A 19012-nucleotide genomic window follows, 5' to 3' on the forward strand; every position below is an offset into this window, starting at 1 on the left:
ACGCTGGAGGAAGAAAGGCGGATGCCGTAGTCCCTCTTGAGGATCACCGCTATCTTGTGCTTGGACCAGGCGGGGTGCTCTCTCCTTAAGTCGCAGATGAGCTGGATCGTCTGCCAGGGGATCTCCGAGACCCTTTTCCTTTTCGGGGTGCGGGGGAGGTCCTCCAGTCCCCTGAGCCCCCGTTTCAGGTACCTCTTCAGCCACTTGTAGAAGGTGGTGGGGGAGATGGCGAAGTGGCGGCAGGTCATCCTGGCATTTCCGCAGCTGCGAAAGTGCTCTATCCAGCGCAGCCTCCTTCTGGCCTCCCTGGAGAGGACCTCGCCCATCATTCTCTCCAACTCCCATTGATGGGGAAGCCTGGTGTGGTAGATACTAGTAGTGGTTCCAACTGAACCCTTCATTTGGACACCTCCTTGCTCTGCTTCTTTTTTACACAAAGCAAGTATAGGGGGTGTCCACCATGTTTCTGAACCCGGGCACTTGTGAAAAAATAGGATAAAGGCCGCTGCGATGCGGGAAGATCACCCGGGTAAGGGTGACTGCAGCGCGAGGCCGACTGTTGTATATTTGGCGCAAAGGCTTTCCTGTGGCGGTGTTTGCGTCCTGAGGCGAACGGGTGAGTCATGGCTGCGAGCGAGGCGACGTGGGACGAGGTGGCGGTCATCCAGGCACGGGACCTGGGCAGGGAGTTCCGCGGCATGTGGGCCCTGAAGGGGGTCGACCTTTCCCTCGCGAAGGGGGAGACCCTGGGTGTGATCGGTCCCAACGGCGCGGGCAAGACCACCCTCGTGCGGGTGCTCACGGGCCAGATCCCGCCCAGCCGCGGGGAGGTCTACTGCGACGGGAAGGCGGTCGACCCGGCGCGGGGGGGCTTCCGCATGCGCATCGGGCTGGTGCCGCAGGAGGCCTCATTCTACGGACGGCTGACGGCGCGGGAGAACCTCGCCCTGCTGGCCAGGCTGTACGGCCTGCCGAAGGAACGGGTCGCCGCGCGCGTGGAAGAGCTTCTCGCCTGGTCCGGACTACGCGAGCACGCCGCGCGCCAGGTGCGTTTCTTCTCCCGGGGCATGCAGCAGCGGTTGAGCCTGGCCATGGGCATGGTGCACGGCCCCGAGATCATCTTCCTGGACGAGCCCACCTCGGGCCTGGATCCCGAGGCGCGCAGCGCGGTGTGGGAACTCATCCTGCGCTTGCGGGAAGAGGGGAGAACGGTCCTCATGACCACTCACAACATGGAAGAAGCGGACCACCTCTGCACCCGCCTGGCCATCCTGGTGAGGGGCGAGATACGGGAGCAGGGCACCCCTCAGGAGATAAAGAGCCTCCTGGGCGCGGACCGCGTGGAGCTGCGTCTGAGCGAGGAGCGGCGCGGTGAGCTCGCGGAGGTGTGCTCGTCGCTTGGTATTAACTGGAAAAAGGAGGGCGAGATCTACGTGTTGACAGGCGTTGACCTCGCCGCGAAACTGCCGGCCGTTATCTCCCGCCTCGCGGTGGGGTTGCGGGACCTCCACTATCGCGAGGTGACCCTCGAGGACGCCTTCCTGCGCTTCATGCGGGAGGTGGAAGGTTGAGGGGGTGGAGGTCTCTCATCGCCAAGGACTTGAGGACGGTTGTCCGCAACCGCATCCTCCTGGGGGTGCTCATCCTCTACCCCTTCCTCATCATATGCGTGGTGGGCGCCGTCTTCCAGGAAACGGGCCGCCCGGTCCCCGTGGGCCTGGTGAACCTGGACGGGGAGCGAGCGGGGCAGGACCTGTGGATAAGTGGCGTATCCGGCGGCGCGGCGGGGTGGCGCAGGGCGCTGCAGCGGCGGGCGGAGCGCTTCGCCACCTACGCTTCGCGGGAAGAGGCGCAGGCGGCCTTGGCGGGGGGCGGAGTGAACGCGCTGCTGGCCGTGGTCGAGGAAGGGGGCGGCGAGGAATGGTACGGCGGCATGATGGCGAAAGACGACCTGCAGGCGTTCATCCTCGATGTGGAGGCCGGCTGGCGCGGCACTTTCTACGCGGCCACGGCGAAAGAAGCAATGGAGCGCCTGCGCGAGGGAGCGGGGGATGCCGCCCTGGGGTTTCCGGCCGGGGCCTATCCCTACCTGGCGGAGACCATCTGGCTGGAGGGGGTGAGCCGCGACGCCGCCTCGCTCGTGGGCGATTACTCGCGTGACGTCATGGACATCACCACTTACGACGGCGAGGAGCAGGCCCTCGCCGACCTGCGGACGGGGAGGCTTGACGCGGTCCTGGTGATCTCCCCGGGTTTCGTGCATCGCCTGAAGACCCTGGAGGAGGTGGCCGGGGTGAGGGTGGTCATCGACCAGTCGAACATGGTGAAGGCGGAGTTCGCGGAGACGGGTATCCGTGGCTTCCTCTCACGGGTGAGCGAGAGGGTGGTCGAGGAGAAGATGCGGTCGGTTGTGGCCGGGCTGTACGTGCTGGTCACGGGCGGCGATTTCTTCGGGACCCAGGTGGTCGGCCTGCAGGAGATCGGCGACAACCTGAGGAGCATACGGGAGGCCGTTGCCGGGCGGCCCGACCTGGTGGCCCTGCTGGACAAGGGCATCGAGCTCGCGGACACGGTGGTCGCCGACATCGAGGACGCGGCGGCTTACCTGAGGGGCACCGCCCTCCCCGTCGAGCTGGAGGTGTCGTCGGTGGCAGGAAGGACGCTGGCGGCCAAGGACGCCGTCATCCCCTCCCTGGTGGTCCTCTCCATGCTCTGGACGGGGGTCCTCTGCGGCGCCATCCTCATGGTCCTCGAGGACGAGGAGGGCATGCGCGTGCGCCTGAGCCTCACCCCAATGGGGCCCTTCGCACTGGTGGGCTCCAAGCTGCTCCTGGCGGGGGCCGTGGTCTTCCTGCAGTCGGTGGTGATGCTCCTTTTGGCGGTGGCCGTTTTCGGCGCTTACGCCTCGAGCCTGCCCCTGGCGCTTTTGACCGCCGCCCTCGCTTCCCTCTCCTGCATAGGCATCGGGCTGGTGCTGGCCGCGTTCGCGCGGCAGGTGGCGGGCGCGGTGATACTCAGCGTCCTGGTCGCCTTCCCCCTGATCTTCATGACGGGGGCCATCTTCCCCCTCTCGCAGATGCCCGGTTACATGCAGACCCTGGCCCGCGCCATTCCCCTGACCTATGCCCTGGACGCCCTCTCCGGAGTCATGTTGCGGGGGGAGAGCCTGGCGGAGGTGGCCTGGAAGCTCGCGGTGCTCCTGGGGTTCGGGGTTTTCCTGCTGGGTCTGGGGTCCGCGCTGGTAAGGAGGAGGTCGCGGTGAGGGGGCTGGAGCCGCGATGACGGCCGGGAGAAGTGACGTTATTCCCAGGTTATACCAGGCGCCGGGCCCGGGGACGGGTAACGTTCCTGGCGCCGCAAGTTGTCTGTTAAAATAGCCCTGAGTTGCGGGCGTGAGAAAAAGGGGTGAAAGATGGAGTACTTCAATCCCGTGGAGCGCATGGAACGCGAGGAGCTCGAGGCGTTGCAGCTGGAACGCCTGCGGGCAACCGTCGACCGCCTCTACCGCAAGGTCCCCTTCTACAGGAAGAAACTGGATGAGGTGGGATACAGGCCGGGGGACATGGGGAGTCTGGACGACCTGCGCCGGCTGCCCTTCACCACCAAGGACGACCTGCGCGACAACTACCCCTTCGGGCTCTTCGCCGTTCCCATGCGCGATATCGTTAGGATACACGCCTCCTCGGGAACCACCGGGAAACCCACGGTGGTTGGCTACACGGCCGGCGACATCAGGACCTGGGCGGACCTGGTCGCGCGCACCATCGTGGCCGCGGGAGGCACCCCCGACGACATCGTCCACGTGGCATACGGGTACGGGCTCTTCACCGGGGGCCTGGGGCTGCATTACGGCGCCGAGATGCTGGGGGCCACCGCCCTGCCCATGTCCGGGGGCAACACCAAGAGGCAGATACGTCTCATGGTAGATTTCGGCAGCACCATCCTCTGCTGCACCCCCTCCTACGCTCTCAACATAGCGGAGGTCATGCGGGAGATGGGCGTGAGCAGGGACCAGGTCAAGCTAAAGGCGGGCATCCTGGGAGCGGAGCCGTGGTCGGACGAGATGCGCACGCAGATCGAGCAGGAGCTGCGGATATCCGCCCACGACATATACGGCCTTTCCGAGGTGGTTGGCCCGGGGGTCTCCATCGAGTGCGGCGAGAAGAAGGGACTGCACGTCTTCGAGGATTGCTTCATCCCCGAGATAATCAACCCCGAGAGCGGCGAGGTCCTGCCGCCGGGAGAGACGGGAGAGCTCGTTTTCACCAACATTAACAAGGAGGGTCTGGCGCTGCTCCGCTACCGCACGAGGGACATCTCCGCCCTTGACGTATCGCCCTGCCCGTGCGGCCGCACCCACGTGCGCATGCGCAGGATAATGGGGCGCACGGACGACATGCTCATCATCAGGGGGGTCAACGTCTTCCCCTCCCAGGTGGAGGCGGTGCTCATGCAGATACCCGGCATCGCTCCCCACTACCAGCTGGTGGTGGACAGGGTGGAGAGCCTGGACGTGCTGGAGGTGCAGGTGGAGGTGACGCCGGAGGTCTTTTCGGACGAGATAAAGAGGCTGGAGGAGCTGGAGAGGAGGATAGGTGACGAGGTGCAGAGCTACCTCGGAGTGAGCGTCAAGGTGCGCCTCATGGAACCGCGCTCCATCCAGAGGAGCGAGGGCAAGGCGGTGAGGGTCATCGACAGGAGAAAGATATAAGGAGGTCGCGGGGTGAAGGTCAGGCAGGTTTCCGTTTTCCTGGAGAACAAGTCGGGACGGCTGTACGAGGCTTGCAGGTGCCTGGCGGAGGCCGGGGTGAACATAAGGGCCCTGGCCATCGCCGAGACCGCCGATTACGGGGTGCTGCGGCTCATCGTGAACGACCCGGACACGGCCGTGAGGGTGATGACGGAGAACGCCTTCACGGTGAGCGAGACGGAGGTCATAGCGGTGGAGGTCCCGGACCGCCCGGGGGGCCTGGCCGCGGTGCTGGCGCCCCTCTACGACGCCAACGTGAACATAGAGTACCTCTACTGCTTCGTGGAGAAGAGCGGGGAGAGCGCCATCGTGGTCTTCCGCGTGGAGCAGATCGAGCAGGCCATAAGGGCGCTGCAGGGGAGCGGTTTCACCGTCATGCGCGAGGAGGAAGTTTACCTCATCTGAGATCACGCAAGGGAGGCGAAGATGGCCATTCACACCAGCAGCCTGGAGTTCTCCACGCCGGGTGACTGCGAGATCATCGACATCACCGGGCAGGTCCAGGAGAAACTGGACGATTCCATGATCAGGGAGGGCATCCTCACCGTGTTCGTCCCCGGCTCCACCGGAGGGGTCATCACGCTCGAGTACGAGCCCGGCCTGGTGCGCGACCTCAAGGAGGCCTTCGACCGCCTGGTGCCGCGCGACTGGCCCTACCACCACGACAGGACGTGGGGGGACGGGAACGGGTACAGCCACGTGCGCGCGTCGCTGGTGGGGCCCACCCTGAGCGTTCCCTTCCGCGACGGGCGCCTGGCCCTGGGTACGTGGCAGCAGATCGCGTTCGTGGATTTCGACAACCGCCCGCGCAGGCGGGTGCTCATCGTGCAGATAATGGGGGAATGAAAGGACAGGCGGTGGCGGACGGGCATGGGAGCTAAGCCGTCGCGGGGAAGAGGCGGCAAAGTTTCCGGCGCGGGACGACTCGCAAGGTTGCCCGCCCCGGCGCTCGTTCTACTTCACTACGCATTGCTGCACCTCCTTTTCCGCTACCTGCTGCATCCTTTCGCGCGGGAGGCGCTGGAACGGCAACTGGTCGGCGCGAGGGACCTTCTTCTCCTGACCCTGGCCCTCATGGCCTACCTGTTGCTGTGCGCCGTGCCTCCCTTCCTGTGGAGCCGGGGCGGCGTGCGCCGGCCCTTCTCTCGCGGTATCGAGTCTTTTGTCTGCTTTGCCGCGGTGAACCTTATCCTCAACGCCCTTTTTCTCGCCGCGGGAGAAGTCGACACCGGCTACCTGTCGGGCCTTGCCGTGGGAAACGGGACATGGGTGGGGGCGCTTTCCGCCGCCGTGCTGCTCCTGGTCTTTTTGGCCGCCGCTTACGCGGGAGCGGGTGTGGCGCATGGGAGGGGAAGGATGCGCCGTCGCTGAGGGCGTGCCTTCAACCCATAACCCCGTCATCGCCCCCGTCCTCGCGGCTGGCTTCGGGACCCCGGGTCGCGGCACGGGCCGGACTCCGGCGCTTGTCCCGGCGTGCCATGCCTTTGCGCCTCGTGAAATCCCCGTGATCCACGGCGTCGACCATGGCCCTCAGGAAATCGAGGCTGGTGCGGAGACTGCGGGAATCGACGTTGAGGTGATCGTCCTTCACCCAGTGCCAGTAACGGGGAAGGGGAGAGTCCTCGCGGCTGCACAGGGTAACGGCCCTGTGCCCGCGCGAGATGAGATGGTAACCCTCGCCCAGGTAGAGGTTGTTTGCCACCAGGCCGTTGCCATGGTGGATGTAGTTTTGGGAGGTGCGTTTGGCGAGAGCGAGCAGCCTGCGGTTGGCACGGAAGGGGATGAGGCGGCCCTCCCTGCGGCAGCATGCGGGAAAACCGCGTCCCACTCCCTCGAGCACGATGAAGTACGCGTTGCGGAGCCGGCTGCGATAGCGGCGGACCAGCTTCCGCACGCCGAGGGCCGCGACCTCTGACGCGCCGGTGAAGGCGAACCAGAGCTCGGCCTTGTAGAGCGGGTGCCGGGAACAGATGCGGGCGAGTTCCAGGAGCACGGCCACCCCGGAGGCGTTGAGGTTGCCCCCCGGGGTGTCCCGACCGGCGATCGCCTTGCTGAAAAGGGCCAGCATGGCTAGGAAAGGTGGCACCGCTACCATCAGCCCGGTGTACCAGAGGAAGTCGAGGCGGCCGCGCTCCATGCTGAGAAGCCAGCCGCCGAAGGCCACCGTGAAGAGCATGAACAGGGCTGCCTGGCAGGTGGCGTCGACGAGGTAGAGAAAGCGAAGCATGGCCGCCAGTCCGGGGCGGTGGTAAAAGGCAGAGCGCGGGCTGTCCAGGTGCGCGACGAGGACCAGCTTCGTCTCCGCCTCGCGGGCCGGGGAGATCCTGGCGATGACGTTTTCCGATTGTATGCGGGGAGAAGCCCAGGCGAGGGGGCTGCGGCCGAAGCCCTCGAGCAGAAAGAAGAGGAAGCCGAGGAAGACAAGGGCGTACGAAAGGACCGTGTTGACGGGGAAGAGCAGGACCCCGGCAACGGTCACGAGATGGGAGAGCGCCTCACTCCAGGCGGTGGTCGCGGGGGCTCGAAAACGCTGGGTTTCCACCGCTAACCCCATCCCCTCGAGCTCCCTCTCCACGAAACGGGCGGCCCTTCTCTCGCCCTTGCTTCCCGCCGTGCGGGCGCCTATGTCCCTGGAAAGGTGGCGAACCGACCCGATGATGCCCTTCTCCACGCGCCTCATGGCGTCGGTGCCGGGCGAGGTTATCGTATGCTGCAGGATGCTCTCGCTATCGTCCACTCTCGTAAACCTTTTGCCGCGGACAACGGACCTGTGAGGGTCGGTACCGAAACGGGACGGCAATGCACCTACGGGTACGAGCCGTAAACATCATACAATATTTCTATGCGCCGGGACCCCCTACCTGCACGTTGGGGAACATTGCGCGAAGGCTTCCCCATCGTAATTCGCGTGTCCCCGGGTACGGCTGTATGATACGTGTTAGCGGCGGTTGCGTGCGGCCGGTGGGGCCCGTCGTCGGGCGGTGCCGGTTGAAGACGTTCATCCCGGCGGCCGATCATAACCCCGAGGGGAGGTAAGGCGATGGAAGAGGAGCGTGATTTCGTCGCTCGCGTGGAAAGGATGGAGGAGAAGGCTCGGGAGCTCGCCTGTGAGGAAGATGACGAGGCGACCCTCTCCTCCCTGGAGACGGTCGTGGAGGAGGTCGAGAAAGTGGGAAGGGAGATGGAGGAAGGCATGCGGGAAGGCGGCGCGGGGGAGGAGAGAGAGCATCGATGAAGACCTCGTTGCTGGATTCCATAAGGGGACCGGAAGACCTGCGCGCCCTGAGTTACGAGGAACTCGATCTGCTGGCGGAGGAGATACGGCGGGTGATAGTTGAGACCACCGCGAGGTGCGGCGGTCACCTCGCCTCGAGCCTCGGGGTGGTGGAACTGACCCTGGCCCTCCACCGCGTTTTCGAGAGCCCGCGCGACCGCATCATCTGGGATGTGGGGCACCAGAGCTACGCGCATAAGCTGGTCACCGGGCGCCGCGAGAGCTTCGCGCGATTGCGCTGCCGGGGAGGTTGCAGCGGCTTCACGAGGCGCGACGAGAGCCCTCACGACATGACGAACGCCGGCCATTCCAGCACCGCCGTCAGTTACGCGCTCGCGATGGCCGTGGCCAGGGACATGCGCGGGGAGGATCACCACGTGGTGGCGGTGATCGGGGATGGCTCCCTGACCGGCGGAGTGGCGTTCGAGGCGCTGAACCAGGTGGGTTCCCTGAAAAAGGATCTCATCATCGTGCTCAACGACAACGGGATGTCCATCTCGCGCAACGTGGGCGCCATGTCCACCTACCTCTCGCAGCTGCGGCTGAACCCCCATTACATCCGCGTCAAGGGGGAGATAAAGGAACTCATCGACAGCGTGCCGGTGGTGGGAGAGCCCACCGACCGCCTCATACACTCCTTCAAGGAAAGGGTGAAGAACTTCCTCATCCCGGAGTATATCTTCGAGGAGCTGGGGATCCGTTACGTGGGGGTCGTCAACGGGCACGACATCAGGTCGCTGGAGAGGGACCTGGCGTTGGCCAGGGAGACGGAGGGGCCCGTGCTCATCCACGTGATAACCCGCAAGGGAAAGGGATATGCGCCTGCGGAGAGGGAGCCCGACCTCTTTCACGGGATAGGACCCTTCGACGTCGCGACGGGGAAGGTCCTCTCGGAGCCGCAACGCCCCTCCTACACCTCCGTCTTCGGGCGGGTGATGTGCGACATGGCCCGGGCGGAACCGCGCCTGGTGGCCATCACCGCCGCCATGAAGCTTGGCACGGGACTCGACGACTTCGCCGTTCTCTTCCCCAGCCGCTTCTTCGACGTGGGCATCGCCGAGCAGCACGCGGTGACGATGGCGGCCGGCCTGGCGCTGGACGGTTACCGCCCCGTGGTGTCCATCTACTCCACTTTCCTGCAGAGGGCCTTCGACCAGCTGGTGCAGGAGGTCTGCCTGCAGAACCTCCCGGTCATCTTCGCCGTTGACAGGGCGGGCCTGGTGGGTGAGGACGGCCCAACCCACCACGGAGCATTCGACCTCTCCTACCTGAGAGTGCTGCCCAACATGACCGTCATGGCCCCCAGGGACCAGGAGGAGTTGCGGGATATGCTGTGGGCGGCGCTGGAGATGGAAGGACCGGTGGCGGTGCGCTATCCTCGCGGGGAAGGCCGTTCGGAAAGGGTCGACCCGCAACCCCGCCCCCTGGAGAGAGGCAGGGGCGTGGTGGCGCGCGAGGGCGACGGTGAAGTGTGCTTTTTAGCGGTGGGGAGGATGGTGGACGTGGCATGCGAGGCGGCAGAGCTCCTGGCCGCGAAGGGGGTGGAGGCGGAGGTCTTCAACGCGCGGTTCGTGAAGCCCCTTGACGCGGAGGCGGTGAGGGAGCGTGCCGGCAGGTTCGATCTGCTGGTGACGCTGGAGGAGAACTCCCTCTGCGGCGGCTTCGGCGAGGCGGTGGCCGCCCTGCTCGAGGAGGCCCGAGCATCCTGCCGGCTCATGCGTTTCGGGCTTCCCGACCGTTTCGTCGAGCACGGAAAGGTGTCCGAGCTTTTCCGGTGCCTGGGGATAGATGCGCGGTCGGTTGCCGAGACCGTTTACGGCGCTCTCGTGATCGCACCCGAAAACGACCATGGTTCGCCTTGATCAGTGGCTGGTGGAGGAGGGGTATTTTCCGTCGCGCGAGAGGGCACGCCTGGCCGTCCTGGCGGGGGAGGTGGCGATAGAGGGAAGGGGCGGGCCCCTGAAGGCCGGGACGAGGGTGCGTCCCGGCGACCGGGTGATAGTCAAGGAGAGGCCCCGCTTCGTCTCGCGCGGCGGCGACAAGCTGGACGGGGCCTTGCAGCTTTTCGGGCTGGAGGTGGCCGGCAGGCAAGCCATGGACGTGGGCTCCTCCACCGGGGGATTTACGCACTGCCTGCTCGAGAGAGGGGTGGTCAGGGTAGTCTGCGTGGACGTGGGAAAGGGACAGCTCCACTGGGACCTGAGGCGCGATCCAAGGGTGACGGTCATGGAGGGCCGTAACGCCCGGGACCTGCTCCGCAAAGACCTTCCTTACGTACCCGACCTCGTGGTGGTGGATCTCTCGTTCATCTCGTTGCGCAAGGTCTTGTCGGCGCTCGCGGCTATACTTGACGACGGCGGTGATATGATAGCCTTGGTCAAGCCGCAGTTCGAGGCGGAGAGAGGCAGGGTGGGAAAGGGAGGCGTGGTGCGCGACCCCGGCGTGCACCGGGATGTGCTGCGGCGGGTGCTCGGTGATGCCGGCGAACTCGGGCTGCACCTGCGCGGGCTGCTCCCCTCGCCCCTGCGCGGGGCGGACGGCAACATCGAGTTCTTCGCGTGGTGGTCGAAGGCGGCGGGGGAGTGCGGGAAGCCGGGAAGCGCGGGAGAGCACGAAGGCCTGATCGAGAAAGCGGTGGAGGAAGCGTGGCTGCGGGTAAAAGAAACGGGGAAATGATAAACGTGGGCGTCATGCCCCATGCCCTCAAGCAGGAGACGCTCAGGGCTGCAGAGGAACTGTGCCGCTGGCTGCTGCAGAAGGGCAGGCTCCCCCGCGTGCTCGAGGAGGACGCGCAAGAGATGGCATGCGAGGGAAGCGTTTTGCCCGGTGAGCGTTTCATCGAGGACCTTGACCTTGTCATCTCCCTGGGAGGAGACGGAGCCATGCTGCGCGCAGCGGCCTGGGCTTACCGGGCCGATGCTCCCGTTCTGGGGATCAACCTGGGCAAGAAGGGCTTTCTCACCGCCATGGACCTCGGCGGGATGTACGAGGGGCTGGAGCAGGTGCTTGCCGGGCGTTACCTGCAGCAGGAGCGCATGGTGCTCGAGTGCCGGCTGGCCGAAGAGACCGGGGGCGAACCCCATTACGCCGTCAACGAAGTGGTGGTGGGAAAGCGTGAACTGCAGAGGATGATCCGGCTGGAGGTGGATATCAACGGCCGCTACTTCCACTATTACGCGGGGGACGGGGTGATCTTCGCGACGCCCACCGGCTCCACGGCCTATTCCCTGTCGGCAGGGGGGCCCATAGTGGACCCCAACATCGACTGCATAATCCTCACCCCCATCTGCAGCCATTCCCTGCTGGACCGGTCGGTGATCATCTCCCCCGAAAGCGAGATACAGGTGCTGGTGCATCGCGAGAGGGTGATGCCGTCCCTCTCCGTCGACGGCAGGGAAGAGATAAACCTCACCCATGGGGGCAGGGTGCTGGTGCGCAGGGCGGAGCGCAGGTTGCACATGATCAAGTCCGTCGGCTATTCCTTCTACAGTCTGTTGCGGGAAAAATTCGACTTTCCCGACGGCGGCAAGTGACGTCTCGAGCCAGCGGAGGTCGGCATGCTGAGGGAGATGCGGGTGAGGGACCTGGCGCTTATCAGGGAGGCGCACCTCGAGTTCTCGCCCGGATTGAACGTTCTCACCGGCGAGACCGGTGCGGGCAAGACGGTGCTGGTGGAGGCGCTCGGACTCCTTCTCGGCGGGCGGGGGGACATCGGCATGATCCGTCCCGGGGCGGAGAGGCTGGAGCTCGAAGCCGCCTTCGAGCTGCGCGGGAACGATGGGTTGCGCAGGTACCTCGAGGAGGAAGGGCTGGAGTGCGAGGGGGAGGAGCTGATCCTGCGTCGCGTGCTCGGCGGCGACGGCAAGGGGCGCTGTTACGTCAACGACAGGATGTGCACCGTGGGCACGCTGGCGAGGATAGGCGAGTTCCTGGTGGACATCCACGGGCAGCACGAGCACCAGAGACTGCTGCGGAGCGCCGCCCACCTCCAGTACCTCGATGATTACGGCTCCCCGGGGCACCAGGAAAGACTGAGGGTCTACCGCGCCCTTCACGCACGCTGGCATGCGGCCAGGGAAGGCTACCTGCAGGCCGGCATGGACGAGGCGGAGAGACTGCGGGAGATCGACCTCCTGCGCTACCAGGTGCGCGAGATCGAGGCTGCGGGCATCAGGGAAGGCGAGATGGAGGAGTTGTTGCGTGAGAGGAAGCGCATGCAGAACCGCGAGGAATTGTTCGTGGCCGTCCGCGACGCCCACCGTAGGCTGGCGGGAGGCGAGGATGGGGAGGGGGCGCTTGACCTGCTGGGAGAAGCCGAGTCCCTGCTGAGGAAGGCCGCCGCCTTGGACGAGGAACTGACCGCGAGGGCGGGAGGCGTGTGGGAGGCGCAGGGCGTCCTCTCGGATATCGCCCACGAGCTGCATGCCTACCTCGATGCACTCGCCTTCGAGCCGTCCCGGCTCGAGGAGGTGGAGGCGCGCCTGCACGAGCTCTCGCGCCTGGCGCGGAAGTACGGGGAGCGCAGCGGTGACATCCTGGCCTACCTGGAACGGGCCAAGGAAAGATTGGAGGAACTGGAGGGCAGCGAGGAGAAGAGGGAGGCGCTGCGCAGAGAGGAGGAGGCGTTGCGACGGGAGCTGGAGGAGGCTTCAAGTGCCCTGAGCGCCTCACGCCGCGCCCTCGCCGATGAACTCGCGAAGGTTACCAACAGGGAGCTGTCCGAACTGAACATGGGCGGCGTGCGCTTCCGGGTACGCGTGGAGGAGGAAGAGGAGTTCTCGGTGGCTGGAAGGGACGCGGTGTCCTTCGAGATATCTCCAGGAAAGGACCTGCCCTTCCGGCCCGTGGCCCGCATAGCCTCGGGGGGCGAGCTCTCCCGCATAACCCTGGCCCTCAAGCTGGCGCTGGCGAGAGCGGATGCCGTTCCCACCCTGGTTTTCGACGAGATCGACGCGGGGATAGGAGGAGAGACCGCCGACGTGCTTGCCGAGAAGCTTTCCAGGATATCCCGTTACCACCAGGTCTTCACCATAACGCACCTGCCCCAGATAGCCGCAGTTTCCGATGTGCACCTCTCCGTGAGCAAGCGCCAGTCGCGCAAGGGGATGGTCACGGAGGTCAGGCAACTGGAGGGCGAGGAAAGGTTGCGGGAGTTGGTGCGCATGCTGGGTGGAGACGAGAGCACCGCGCGCCAGCACGCCCTGTCCATGCTGGAGCGGGGGAGCTCCCTGCGAGAGAAGGCGTCCTGACCCGTGGCGGCAGCCTGCCACGGGCTGCGGCGGCCGCCCGGTCATGATGCCGGGGGGGCAGCGATTCGCGAGCGGTCTGCCGGAAACGCGCGGCGCTACGAAGACATGGGTCTAAAGGTCATGAGGGTTGGACGATCCCGGCTGGATGGAAAAATATGCCTGTGATGCCTTTTGCAAGATTACCGCGGGCTCACGAGGTATGACCTGTTCGTGATGGAGGAGGCCCCCAGGTGAGGGAGTGCAGGGTAAAGGAGTTTTTCTCCGGGGAAGGCGTATCCCCCCGGCTGGTCATCCAGGTGGATGACCTGTGGGTGAGGCGCGACGGCTATTACGTGCTGGAGGGGATAACCTTCGCCCTGCGCGAGGGCACCTTTCTCGGCATCATCGGCCCCAACGGCGCCGGCAAGACCACCCTGGTCAAAGCGCTGCTGGGTCTGGTAAAGCCCGCAAGGGGCGAGATAAGGGTGCTGGGCATGAGCCCCGGGGAGCTCAAGCACGAGCTGCACCATATCGGGTACATGCCCCAGCAGGTGCTCTTCGATCCGCGTTTCCCGGTGTCGGTGTACGACGTGGTGATGATGGGCAGGAACTGTTGCATCGGCACCTTCCGTTTGCCGCGGCGCGCAGACAGGGAAGCCGTCAGGGAGAGCATAGCGGCGGTGGGCCTGGAGGGTCTGGAGAGGAAACCCATCGGAGAGCTCTCCGGCGGCCAGCAGAAGAGGGCCTTCCTGGCGAGGGCGATGTGCCTGGAGACCAGCATCCTCCTCCTGGACGAGCCCACGGCGGGACTGGACGTGGAATCCCAGGAGAATTTCATGGAGCTGCTCATGAGGATGAAGGAGGAGAAGGGCCTGACGGTCGTCTTCGTCTCCCACGACGTCAACATACTGGCGCGCTTCGCCGACGAGATGGTGTGCATAAACCGCACCATGCACCTGCACGGCAGCCCGCGCGAGGTGCTGGGAAGCGAGCGGCTGAAAGAGGTATACCGCTGCGAATTCGATTTCCTGGCAGGAAGGGGAATGTGCGAGGGGGACTCCTAGGTCATGTGGGGGTACGGGTTCGCCCAGAGGGCCCTGGTCGGCGGCGTACTCATAGCCGTCACCTGCTCGCTGCTCTCCTTCTTCGTGGTGGTGCGCAGGCTGGCCTTCGTGGGCATGGGCATTTCGCACGCCGCTTTCGGCGGGGTCGCCCTGGGGCTTGCGGCGGGCGTCGATCCCGTGCTCGCGGCGGGAGGGTTCTGTGCCCTGGTCGCCGTGGGCATAGGCTGGCTGGCCCACAAGGGCCGCTTTCACGAGGACACGGTGATAGGCATCCTTTTCGTGACCGCCATGGCCCTGGGGGTGGTGCTGGTACGCGTCGCAAACGCCTACAACCTCGACATCATGAGCTACCTCTTCGGCAGCATCCTGGCCCTGGACTGGTCCGACGTGGCGCTCATCGCGGCCGTCGGCTCGCTGGCCCTCCTGTACGAGCTGATCTTCTTCAAGGAGCTGCTCTTTATCTCCTTCGACCGGGAAACGGCCATAGCCAGCGGGTTGCCGGTCCTTGCGGTGGATCACGGTTTCCTGGTGATGCTGTCGCTGGTCATCGTGGTCTCCATCAAGCTGGTGGGCATAATACTCGTCTCCGCACTGCTGGTGATACCCGCGGCGACGGGCATGCAGCTCTCGCGTAACTACCGGGGAGTCATGGCGCTTTCCCTCGTGACGGGCCTGGCGGCCGTGCTGCTGGGGCTGTACGTGTCCTTTCACTATGACGTGGCCTCTGGCTCCGCCATCGTGCTCGTCCTCTTCGCCCTCTTCCTGCTCGCTTTTTCCGCCGCAGCGGTCCGGACCGTCATGCGGAGACGGGGCGGGAGGGGGTGAGTGTGGTCCACGGCGGCAGAAGGCGCCCGCAAGGAAACGCGGAAGTCGCCGGATGGCCCCTTGATGATGTGCCGTTTCACCGGGCGCTTTCCAGGTCGAGCCGATCGACGGATCTCTTTGGGGCGGTTGAGGCTCGGGGGCGGGTGTTCTATACTTTGTACATCGGTGGCAGGGAAAACGGAGGTGAGCGGCCATAGCTGCAAGTGACGGGATTGCTGGAAAGAAAAGGGAATCCCTCCTCTTCGTAGGGATTCCTTCTCTTTTTGCAGAATCATTCCTTAGGCGCGGCGCGAAGGGGGAGGTTATGAGATGCCGGTGAAATATATCTTCGTGACCGGGGGCGTATCCTCTTCCCTGGGGAAGGGGATAACCGCTGCGTCCCTGGGGAGGCTGTTGAAGGCGCGGGGCCTGAAGGTGACCATGCAGAAGATGGACCCCTACATAAACGTGGACCCCGGCACCATGAACCCCTTCCAGCACGGGGAGGTCTTCGTGACCGACGACGGGACGGAGACCGACCTTGACCTGGGCCATTACGAGAGGTTCGTGGACGAGCACCTTGGGCGCGAGAACAACGTGACCACCGGCAGCGTCTACTGGTCCATCATCTCCCGCGAGCGCAAGGGGGAGTTCCTGGGTGGGACCGTGCAGGTCATACCCCATATCACCAACGAGATCAAGGAGCGTATCCTGCGCCTGACGCGCGCCAGCGAGGTGGACGTGGTGATCACGGAGATAGGGGGAACGGTGGGCGACATCGAGAGCCTGCCCTTCCTCGAGGCCATCCGCCAGTTCAAGAAGGACGTGGGTCCCGAGAACGTGATGTACGTGCACGTGAGCCTGGTGCCCTACCTCGAGACCACGCGGGAGATGAAGACCAAGCCCACCCAGCACAGCGTGAAGGAGCTGAGGTCCATCGGCATACAGCCGGACGTCATCGTGTGCCGCTCCAAGGAGCCCATCGGCATGGACCTGAAGGACAAGATATCCCTCCTCTGCGACATAGACATCGAGGGCGTGATCTCGGCGCCCACCGCGGAATGCATATACGAGGTGCCCCTGATGCTGCATGCCGAGGGGCTGGGCGACTACGTGGCCAGGCACCTCGGCCTGGAGGGACACGCGGAGGACCTCTCCGAGTGGGAGGAGATGGTGCACAGGATAAAATCGGCCCGTGAAGAGGTGACCATCGGCGTGGTGGGGAAATACGTCGACCTGCCGGACGCCTACCTCTCCATCATCGAGAGCCTCAAGCACGGGGGTTTCGCCCATTTCGCGAGGACGAACATAGTGTGGGTGGCATCGGACGACATCACGCCGCAGAACGCTCCCTCGCTTCTCTCGGGGCTGGACGGGATACTGGTCCCCGGCGGCTTCGGGGTGCGGGGAGTTGACGGAAAGGTGGAGGCAATACGCTTCGCGCGGGAGAACAACGTCCCCTTCCTGGGGATATGCCTGGGGCTGCAGTGCGCGGTTATAGAGGCCGCCCGCAACCTCTGCGGGCTGGAGGGGGCCAACAGCTCGGAGTTCGATCCCGCCACCATGGACCCGGTCATCGACCTCCTCCCGAGCCAGAGGGAGGTGGACGAGATGGGCGGCACCATGCGGCTGGGACTCTATCCGTGCAAGTTGCTCGAGGGCTCCCTTGCCCACCGCTGTTACGGGGAGGAGGTCATATACGAGCGGCACAGGCACCGTTACGAGGTGAACAACCATTACCGGAGCATGCTGCAGGAGGCCGGGCTGGTCTTTTCCGGGCTCTCTCCCGACGGAAGGCTGGTGGAGATAGTCGAGAGAAGGGATCACCCCTGGTTTATGGCCTGCCAGTTCCACCCCGAGTTCAAATCCCGGCCCAACCGTCCCCACCCCCTCTTCCGCGATTTCGTGGGCGCCGCCCTGAGACGGCGCATGGGCAGGTCCGAGTCGACGGGATTGCGCGTGGTGGGGTGAGGGAGAGACCCGCCGGCGTCGACACCACGTGGCCGTTCTCGCGTCCTTGCGGGGTCCCGCACGTGAGTGGCCGGATAAAAGCATGGAAGCCGGGGTTGAGCATGTGCTACACATGTACGTGATGAGGCATGCGACCGGCATGGCATACTCCCCGGCAAGGGAGCGAAAAGGGAGCCGGGTACGAGTCGGAGGATGACGCGGCAAGGAGGAAGATGGTTGACGCATGACAGGGTTCTCGAGGAATTCCTCCGCCTGGTAAGGATAGACAGCGAGACCTACCACGAGGGGGAAGCGGTCGCCTACGTATGCAGGGAGGCGGAACGCGCGGGGCTGCTTCCCTACGTGGACGGGGCGGGCGGCGCCATCGGCGGCGAGGCGGGGAACGTCTACGTGACCGTTCCGGCGAACGGCCTGGACGCGCCCCCCATCCTCTTCTGCTCCCACCTCGACACCGTGAGTCCCGGACGCGGCATCAAGCCGAGGCTGGTGAACGGGAGGGTGACCTCGGACGGAACCACCATCCTCGGGGCCGATTGCAAAGCCGGGGTGGCCGTCATGCTGGAGATGATGCGCATGGCCGCCGAAGGGGCCTTCCGCCACGGGCCCCTCGAGATGCTCTTTACCGTGGCGGAGGAAAAGCAGCTGCAGGGAGTGCGGAACCTCGAGCCCGGGCGCCTCAAGGCACGGCACGCCTTCGTCCTCGACGGTTCGGGAGAGGTGGGGGAGATCATCAACGCCTCCCCCACCCAGGACAACCTGGAGTTCATCTTCACCGGCAGGGCCGCCCATGCCGGCGTGGAACCCGAGAAAGGGATAAACGCCATCTACGGGGCGTGCTGGGCCGTAAGCCTCATGCGCCTGGGGCGCATAGATTCGGAGACCACGGCTAACGTGGGGATCATCCAGGGGGGGAGGGCAGTGAACATAGTCCCCGACAAGGTGGTCGTGCGGGGAGAGGCAAGGTCGCTGGACGTGGCGAAGCTGGATGGGCAGAGGAAATCCATGATACGCGCCGCGCTGGAGGCGGAGACGGCGGTGGGAGTCGGCGTGGAGGTGAAGGTGGAGCGTGCCTACGAGGGCTTTCGCATAGAGCCTAGGGATCCCCTGGTGTTGCTGGCGGTCGAGGGCGGAAAAGCCATGGGCCTGCCCATGGAGATCCGTGCCTCGGGAGGTGGGAGCGACGCGAATTTCCTCAATACCATGGGTATAAAGGCGGTTGTGCTGAGCATGGGAGCCAACAGGCCTCACACCACGCAGGAATACATCGAGGCTCGGGACCTGGGGAGACTGCTCCGCCTCTGCCGGGAGATCGCGGAGGCGGCGGGAAGGTTACGGAGCGCGACATGAAACCCACCGGCCACGAGCTGCTGAGAAGGGATACCGTGTTCGAGGGGAAGGTGGTGCGCCTCTACGTGGACCTGGTAAGGCTTCCCAACGGAAAGGAAGCCGAGCGCGAGGTCGTCCTGCACTGGGGAGCTGTGGGCATGGTGCCCATCGACGCCGAGGGGAGGGTCATCCTGGTGCGCCAGTACCGGCACGCTCCCGGGGAGGACCTGCTGGAGATACCTGCGGGGAAGCTGGCGGAGGGGGAGGACCCCCTGGACTGCGCGGTGAGGGAACTGAAGGAGGAGATAGGCTGCGAGGCTACCACGTGGGTAAAGCTGGCATCCTTCTACACCTCGCCCGGCTTCAGCGACGAACTGCTGCACCTTTACCTGGCGGAGGGCCTGGTGGAGGGAGAAGCGGAACCGGAGGAGGACGAGTTCCTGGAGCTCGTGCGCATGCCCCTGGAGGATGCGCTCGCCCTGGTGTCAGAGGGGGGGGTAAAGGACTCCAAGACGGTGGCGGGACTTGCGCTGGCGATGCTCCACAGGCGCGGCGAGTACGGCGCGCAAGGAAAGGGATGAGGAACGAGGGGGGC

The 19012-nt window shown here is 65.2% G+C and carries 18 protein-coding genes; 16 read left to right on the forward strand and 2 right to left on the reverse strand.

All coding sequences use genetic code 11. From position 1 onward, the window contains the following. Positions 1-401 (reverse strand): helix-turn-helix domain containing protein (locus tag H5T73_07980; GenBank protein MBC7247703.1); only part of this gene is annotated, 401 nt, incomplete at its 3' end. Positions 402-623: 222 nt separating this feature from the next. Between H5T73_07980 and H5T73_07985 the strand changes: the two genes are divergently transcribed. The 6 genes from H5T73_07985 to H5T73_08010 all read left to right on the forward strand — a co-directional run bounded on the left by H5T73_07985 (position 624) and on the right by H5T73_08010 (position 6121). Beyond that, positions 624-1571: an ABC transporter ATP-binding protein gene (locus H5T73_07985; protein ID MBC7247704.1), complete on the forward strand. Its 948-nt coding sequence runs from the start codon at positions 624-626 to the stop codon at positions 1569-1571. Continuing rightward, on the forward strand, positions 1568-3262 hold the full coding sequence (locus tag H5T73_07990; GenBank protein MBC7247705.1) for an ABC transporter permease: 1695 nt from the start codon (positions 1568-1570) through the stop codon (positions 3260-3262). The genes H5T73_07985 and H5T73_07990 overlap by 4 nt, the downstream gene beginning before the upstream one ends. Positions 3263-3412: 150 nt before the next feature. Beyond that, positions 3413-4711 (forward strand): phenylacetate--CoA ligase, encoded by a 1299-nt coding sequence (locus H5T73_07995; GenBank protein ID MBC7247706.1) that lies wholly within the window; start codon positions 3413-3415, stop codon positions 4709-4711. Positions 4712-4723: 12 nt separating this feature from the next. Beyond that, positions 4724-5155 carry an ACT domain-containing protein gene (locus H5T73_08000; protein ID MBC7247707.1) on the forward strand — a complete coding sequence of 144 codons (432 nt, stop codon included), beginning with the start codon at positions 4724-4726 and terminating at the stop codon, positions 5153-5155. A 21-nt stretch (positions 5156-5176) separates the two neighbouring features. Then, positions 5177-5596, forward strand: coding sequence for a YjbQ family protein (locus tag H5T73_08005; GenBank protein ID MBC7247708.1), 420 nt, complete (start codon positions 5177-5179; stop codon positions 5594-5596). Between the two features lie 24 nt (positions 5597-5620). Then, positions 5621-6121, forward strand: coding sequence for a hypothetical protein (locus H5T73_08010; GenBank protein MBC7247709.1), 501 nt, complete (start codon positions 5621-5623; stop codon positions 6119-6121). A gap of 10 nt (positions 6122-6131) precedes the next feature. Here the strand turns inward: H5T73_08010 and H5T73_08015 are convergent, their stop codons facing one another. Then, entirely contained in the window at positions 6132-7487 is a 1356-nt protein-coding gene (locus H5T73_08015; protein MBC7247710.1) for a M28 family peptidase, read from the reverse strand. 303 nt (positions 7488-7790) lie between these two features. Between H5T73_08015 and H5T73_08020 the strand changes: the two genes are divergently transcribed. The 10 genes from H5T73_08020 to H5T73_08065 all read left to right on the forward strand — a co-directional run bounded on the left by H5T73_08020 (position 7791) and on the right by H5T73_08065 (position 18998). Continuing rightward, a complete protein-coding gene (locus H5T73_08020) occupies positions 7791-7985 on the forward strand; it encodes a hypothetical protein (GenBank protein ID MBC7247711.1) in 195 nt (64 codons plus the stop codon). Then, on the forward strand, positions 7982-9886 hold the full coding sequence (locus tag H5T73_08025) for a 1-deoxy-D-xylulose-5-phosphate synthase (GenBank protein MBC7247712.1): 1905 nt from the start codon (positions 7982-7984) through the stop codon (positions 9884-9886). The genes H5T73_08020 and H5T73_08025 overlap by 4 nt, the downstream gene beginning before the upstream one ends. Further along, entirely contained in the window at positions 9873-10700 is an 828-nt protein-coding gene (locus H5T73_08030) for a TlyA family RNA methyltransferase (protein ID MBC7247713.1), read from the forward strand. Before H5T73_08025 ends, H5T73_08030 begins: the two co-directional genes overlap by 14 nt. Then, positions 10697-11557, forward strand: coding sequence for an NAD(+)/NADH kinase (locus H5T73_08035; GenBank protein ID MBC7247714.1), 861 nt, complete (start codon positions 10697-10699; stop codon positions 11555-11557). The genes H5T73_08030 and H5T73_08035 overlap by 4 nt, the downstream gene beginning before the upstream one ends. 24 nt (positions 11558-11581) lie before the next feature. Continuing rightward, positions 11582-13273, forward strand: coding sequence for a DNA repair protein RecN (recN, locus tag H5T73_08040; GenBank protein MBC7247715.1), 1692 nt, complete (start codon positions 11582-11584; stop codon positions 13271-13273). A gap of 230 nt (positions 13274-13503) precedes the next feature. Beyond that, positions 13504-14316, forward strand: coding sequence for an ABC transporter ATP-binding protein (locus H5T73_08045; protein MBC7247716.1), 813 nt, complete (start codon positions 13504-13506; stop codon positions 14314-14316). A 3-nt stretch (positions 14317-14319) separates the two neighbouring features. Continuing rightward, on the forward strand, positions 14320-15141 hold the full coding sequence (locus H5T73_08050; protein ID MBC7247717.1) for a metal ABC transporter permease: 822 nt from the start codon (positions 14320-14322) through the stop codon (positions 15139-15141). 309 nt (positions 15142-15450) lie between these two features. Continuing rightward, complete coding sequence (locus H5T73_08055) at positions 15451-17091, forward strand: CTP synthase (GenBank protein MBC7247718.1); 1641 nt, start codon at positions 15451-15453, stop codon at positions 17089-17091. A gap of 216 nt (positions 17092-17307) precedes the next feature. Continuing rightward, on the forward strand, positions 17308-18438 hold the full coding sequence (locus H5T73_08060) for a M20/M25/M40 family metallo-hydrolase (protein ID MBC7247719.1): 1131 nt from the start codon (positions 17308-17310) through the stop codon (positions 18436-18438). Then, positions 18435-18998 carry an NUDIX hydrolase gene (locus H5T73_08065; protein MBC7247720.1) on the forward strand — a complete coding sequence of 188 codons (564 nt, stop codon included), beginning with the start codon at positions 18435-18437 and terminating at the stop codon, positions 18996-18998. Before H5T73_08060 ends, H5T73_08065 begins: the two co-directional genes overlap by 4 nt. Positions 18999-19012: the final 14 nt, after the last annotated feature.

This window comes from Actinomycetota bacterium, from assembly GCA_014360655.1.
Lineage (GTDB): Bacteria > Actinomycetota > Geothermincolia > Geothermincolales > RBG-13-55-18 > JACIXC01.

Bases quoted from the DNA above. Each gene is read 5' to 3' on its own strand.
- H5T73_08050 (MBC7247717.1), top strand. From the start codon at position 14,320: ATGTGGGGGTACGGGTTCGCCCAGAGGGCCCTGGTCGGCGGCGTACTC.
- H5T73_07995 (MBC7247706.1), top strand. From the start codon at position 3,413: ATGGAGTACTTCAATCCCGTGGAGCGCATGGAACGCGAGGAGCTCGAG.
- H5T73_08030 (MBC7247713.1), top strand. From the start codon at position 9,873: ATGGTTCGCCTTGATCAGTGGCTGGTGGAGGAGGGGTATTTTCCGTCG.
- H5T73_08035 (MBC7247714.1), top strand. From the start codon at position 10,697: ATGATAAACGTGGGCGTCATGCCCCATGCCCTCAAGCAGGAGACGCTC.
- H5T73_08010 (MBC7247709.1), top strand. From the start codon at position 5,621: ATGGGAGCTAAGCCGTCGCGGGGAAGAGGCGGCAAAGTTTCCGGCGCG.
- H5T73_08025 (MBC7247712.1), top strand. From the start codon at position 7,982: ATGAAGACCTCGTTGCTGGATTCCATAAGGGGACCGGAAGACCTGCGC.
- H5T73_08055 (MBC7247718.1), top strand. From the start codon at position 15,451: ATGCCGGTGAAATATATCTTCGTGACCGGGGGCGTATCCTCTTCCCTG.
- H5T73_08005 (MBC7247708.1), top strand. From the start codon at position 5,177: ATGGCCATTCACACCAGCAGCCTGGAGTTCTCCACGCCGGGTGACTGC.
- H5T73_08020 (MBC7247711.1), top strand. From the start codon at position 7,791: ATGGAAGAGGAGCGTGATTTCGTCGCTCGCGTGGAAAGGATGGAGGAG.
- recN (MBC7247715.1), top strand. From the start codon at position 11,582: ATGCTGAGGGAGATGCGGGTGAGGGACCTGGCGCTTATCAGGGAGGCG.
- H5T73_07985 (MBC7247704.1), top strand. From the start codon at position 624: ATGGCTGCGAGCGAGGCGACGTGGGACGAGGTGGCGGTCATCCAGGCA.
- H5T73_08065 (MBC7247720.1), top strand. From the start codon at position 18,435: ATGAAACCCACCGGCCACGAGCTGCTGAGAAGGGATACCGTGTTCGAG.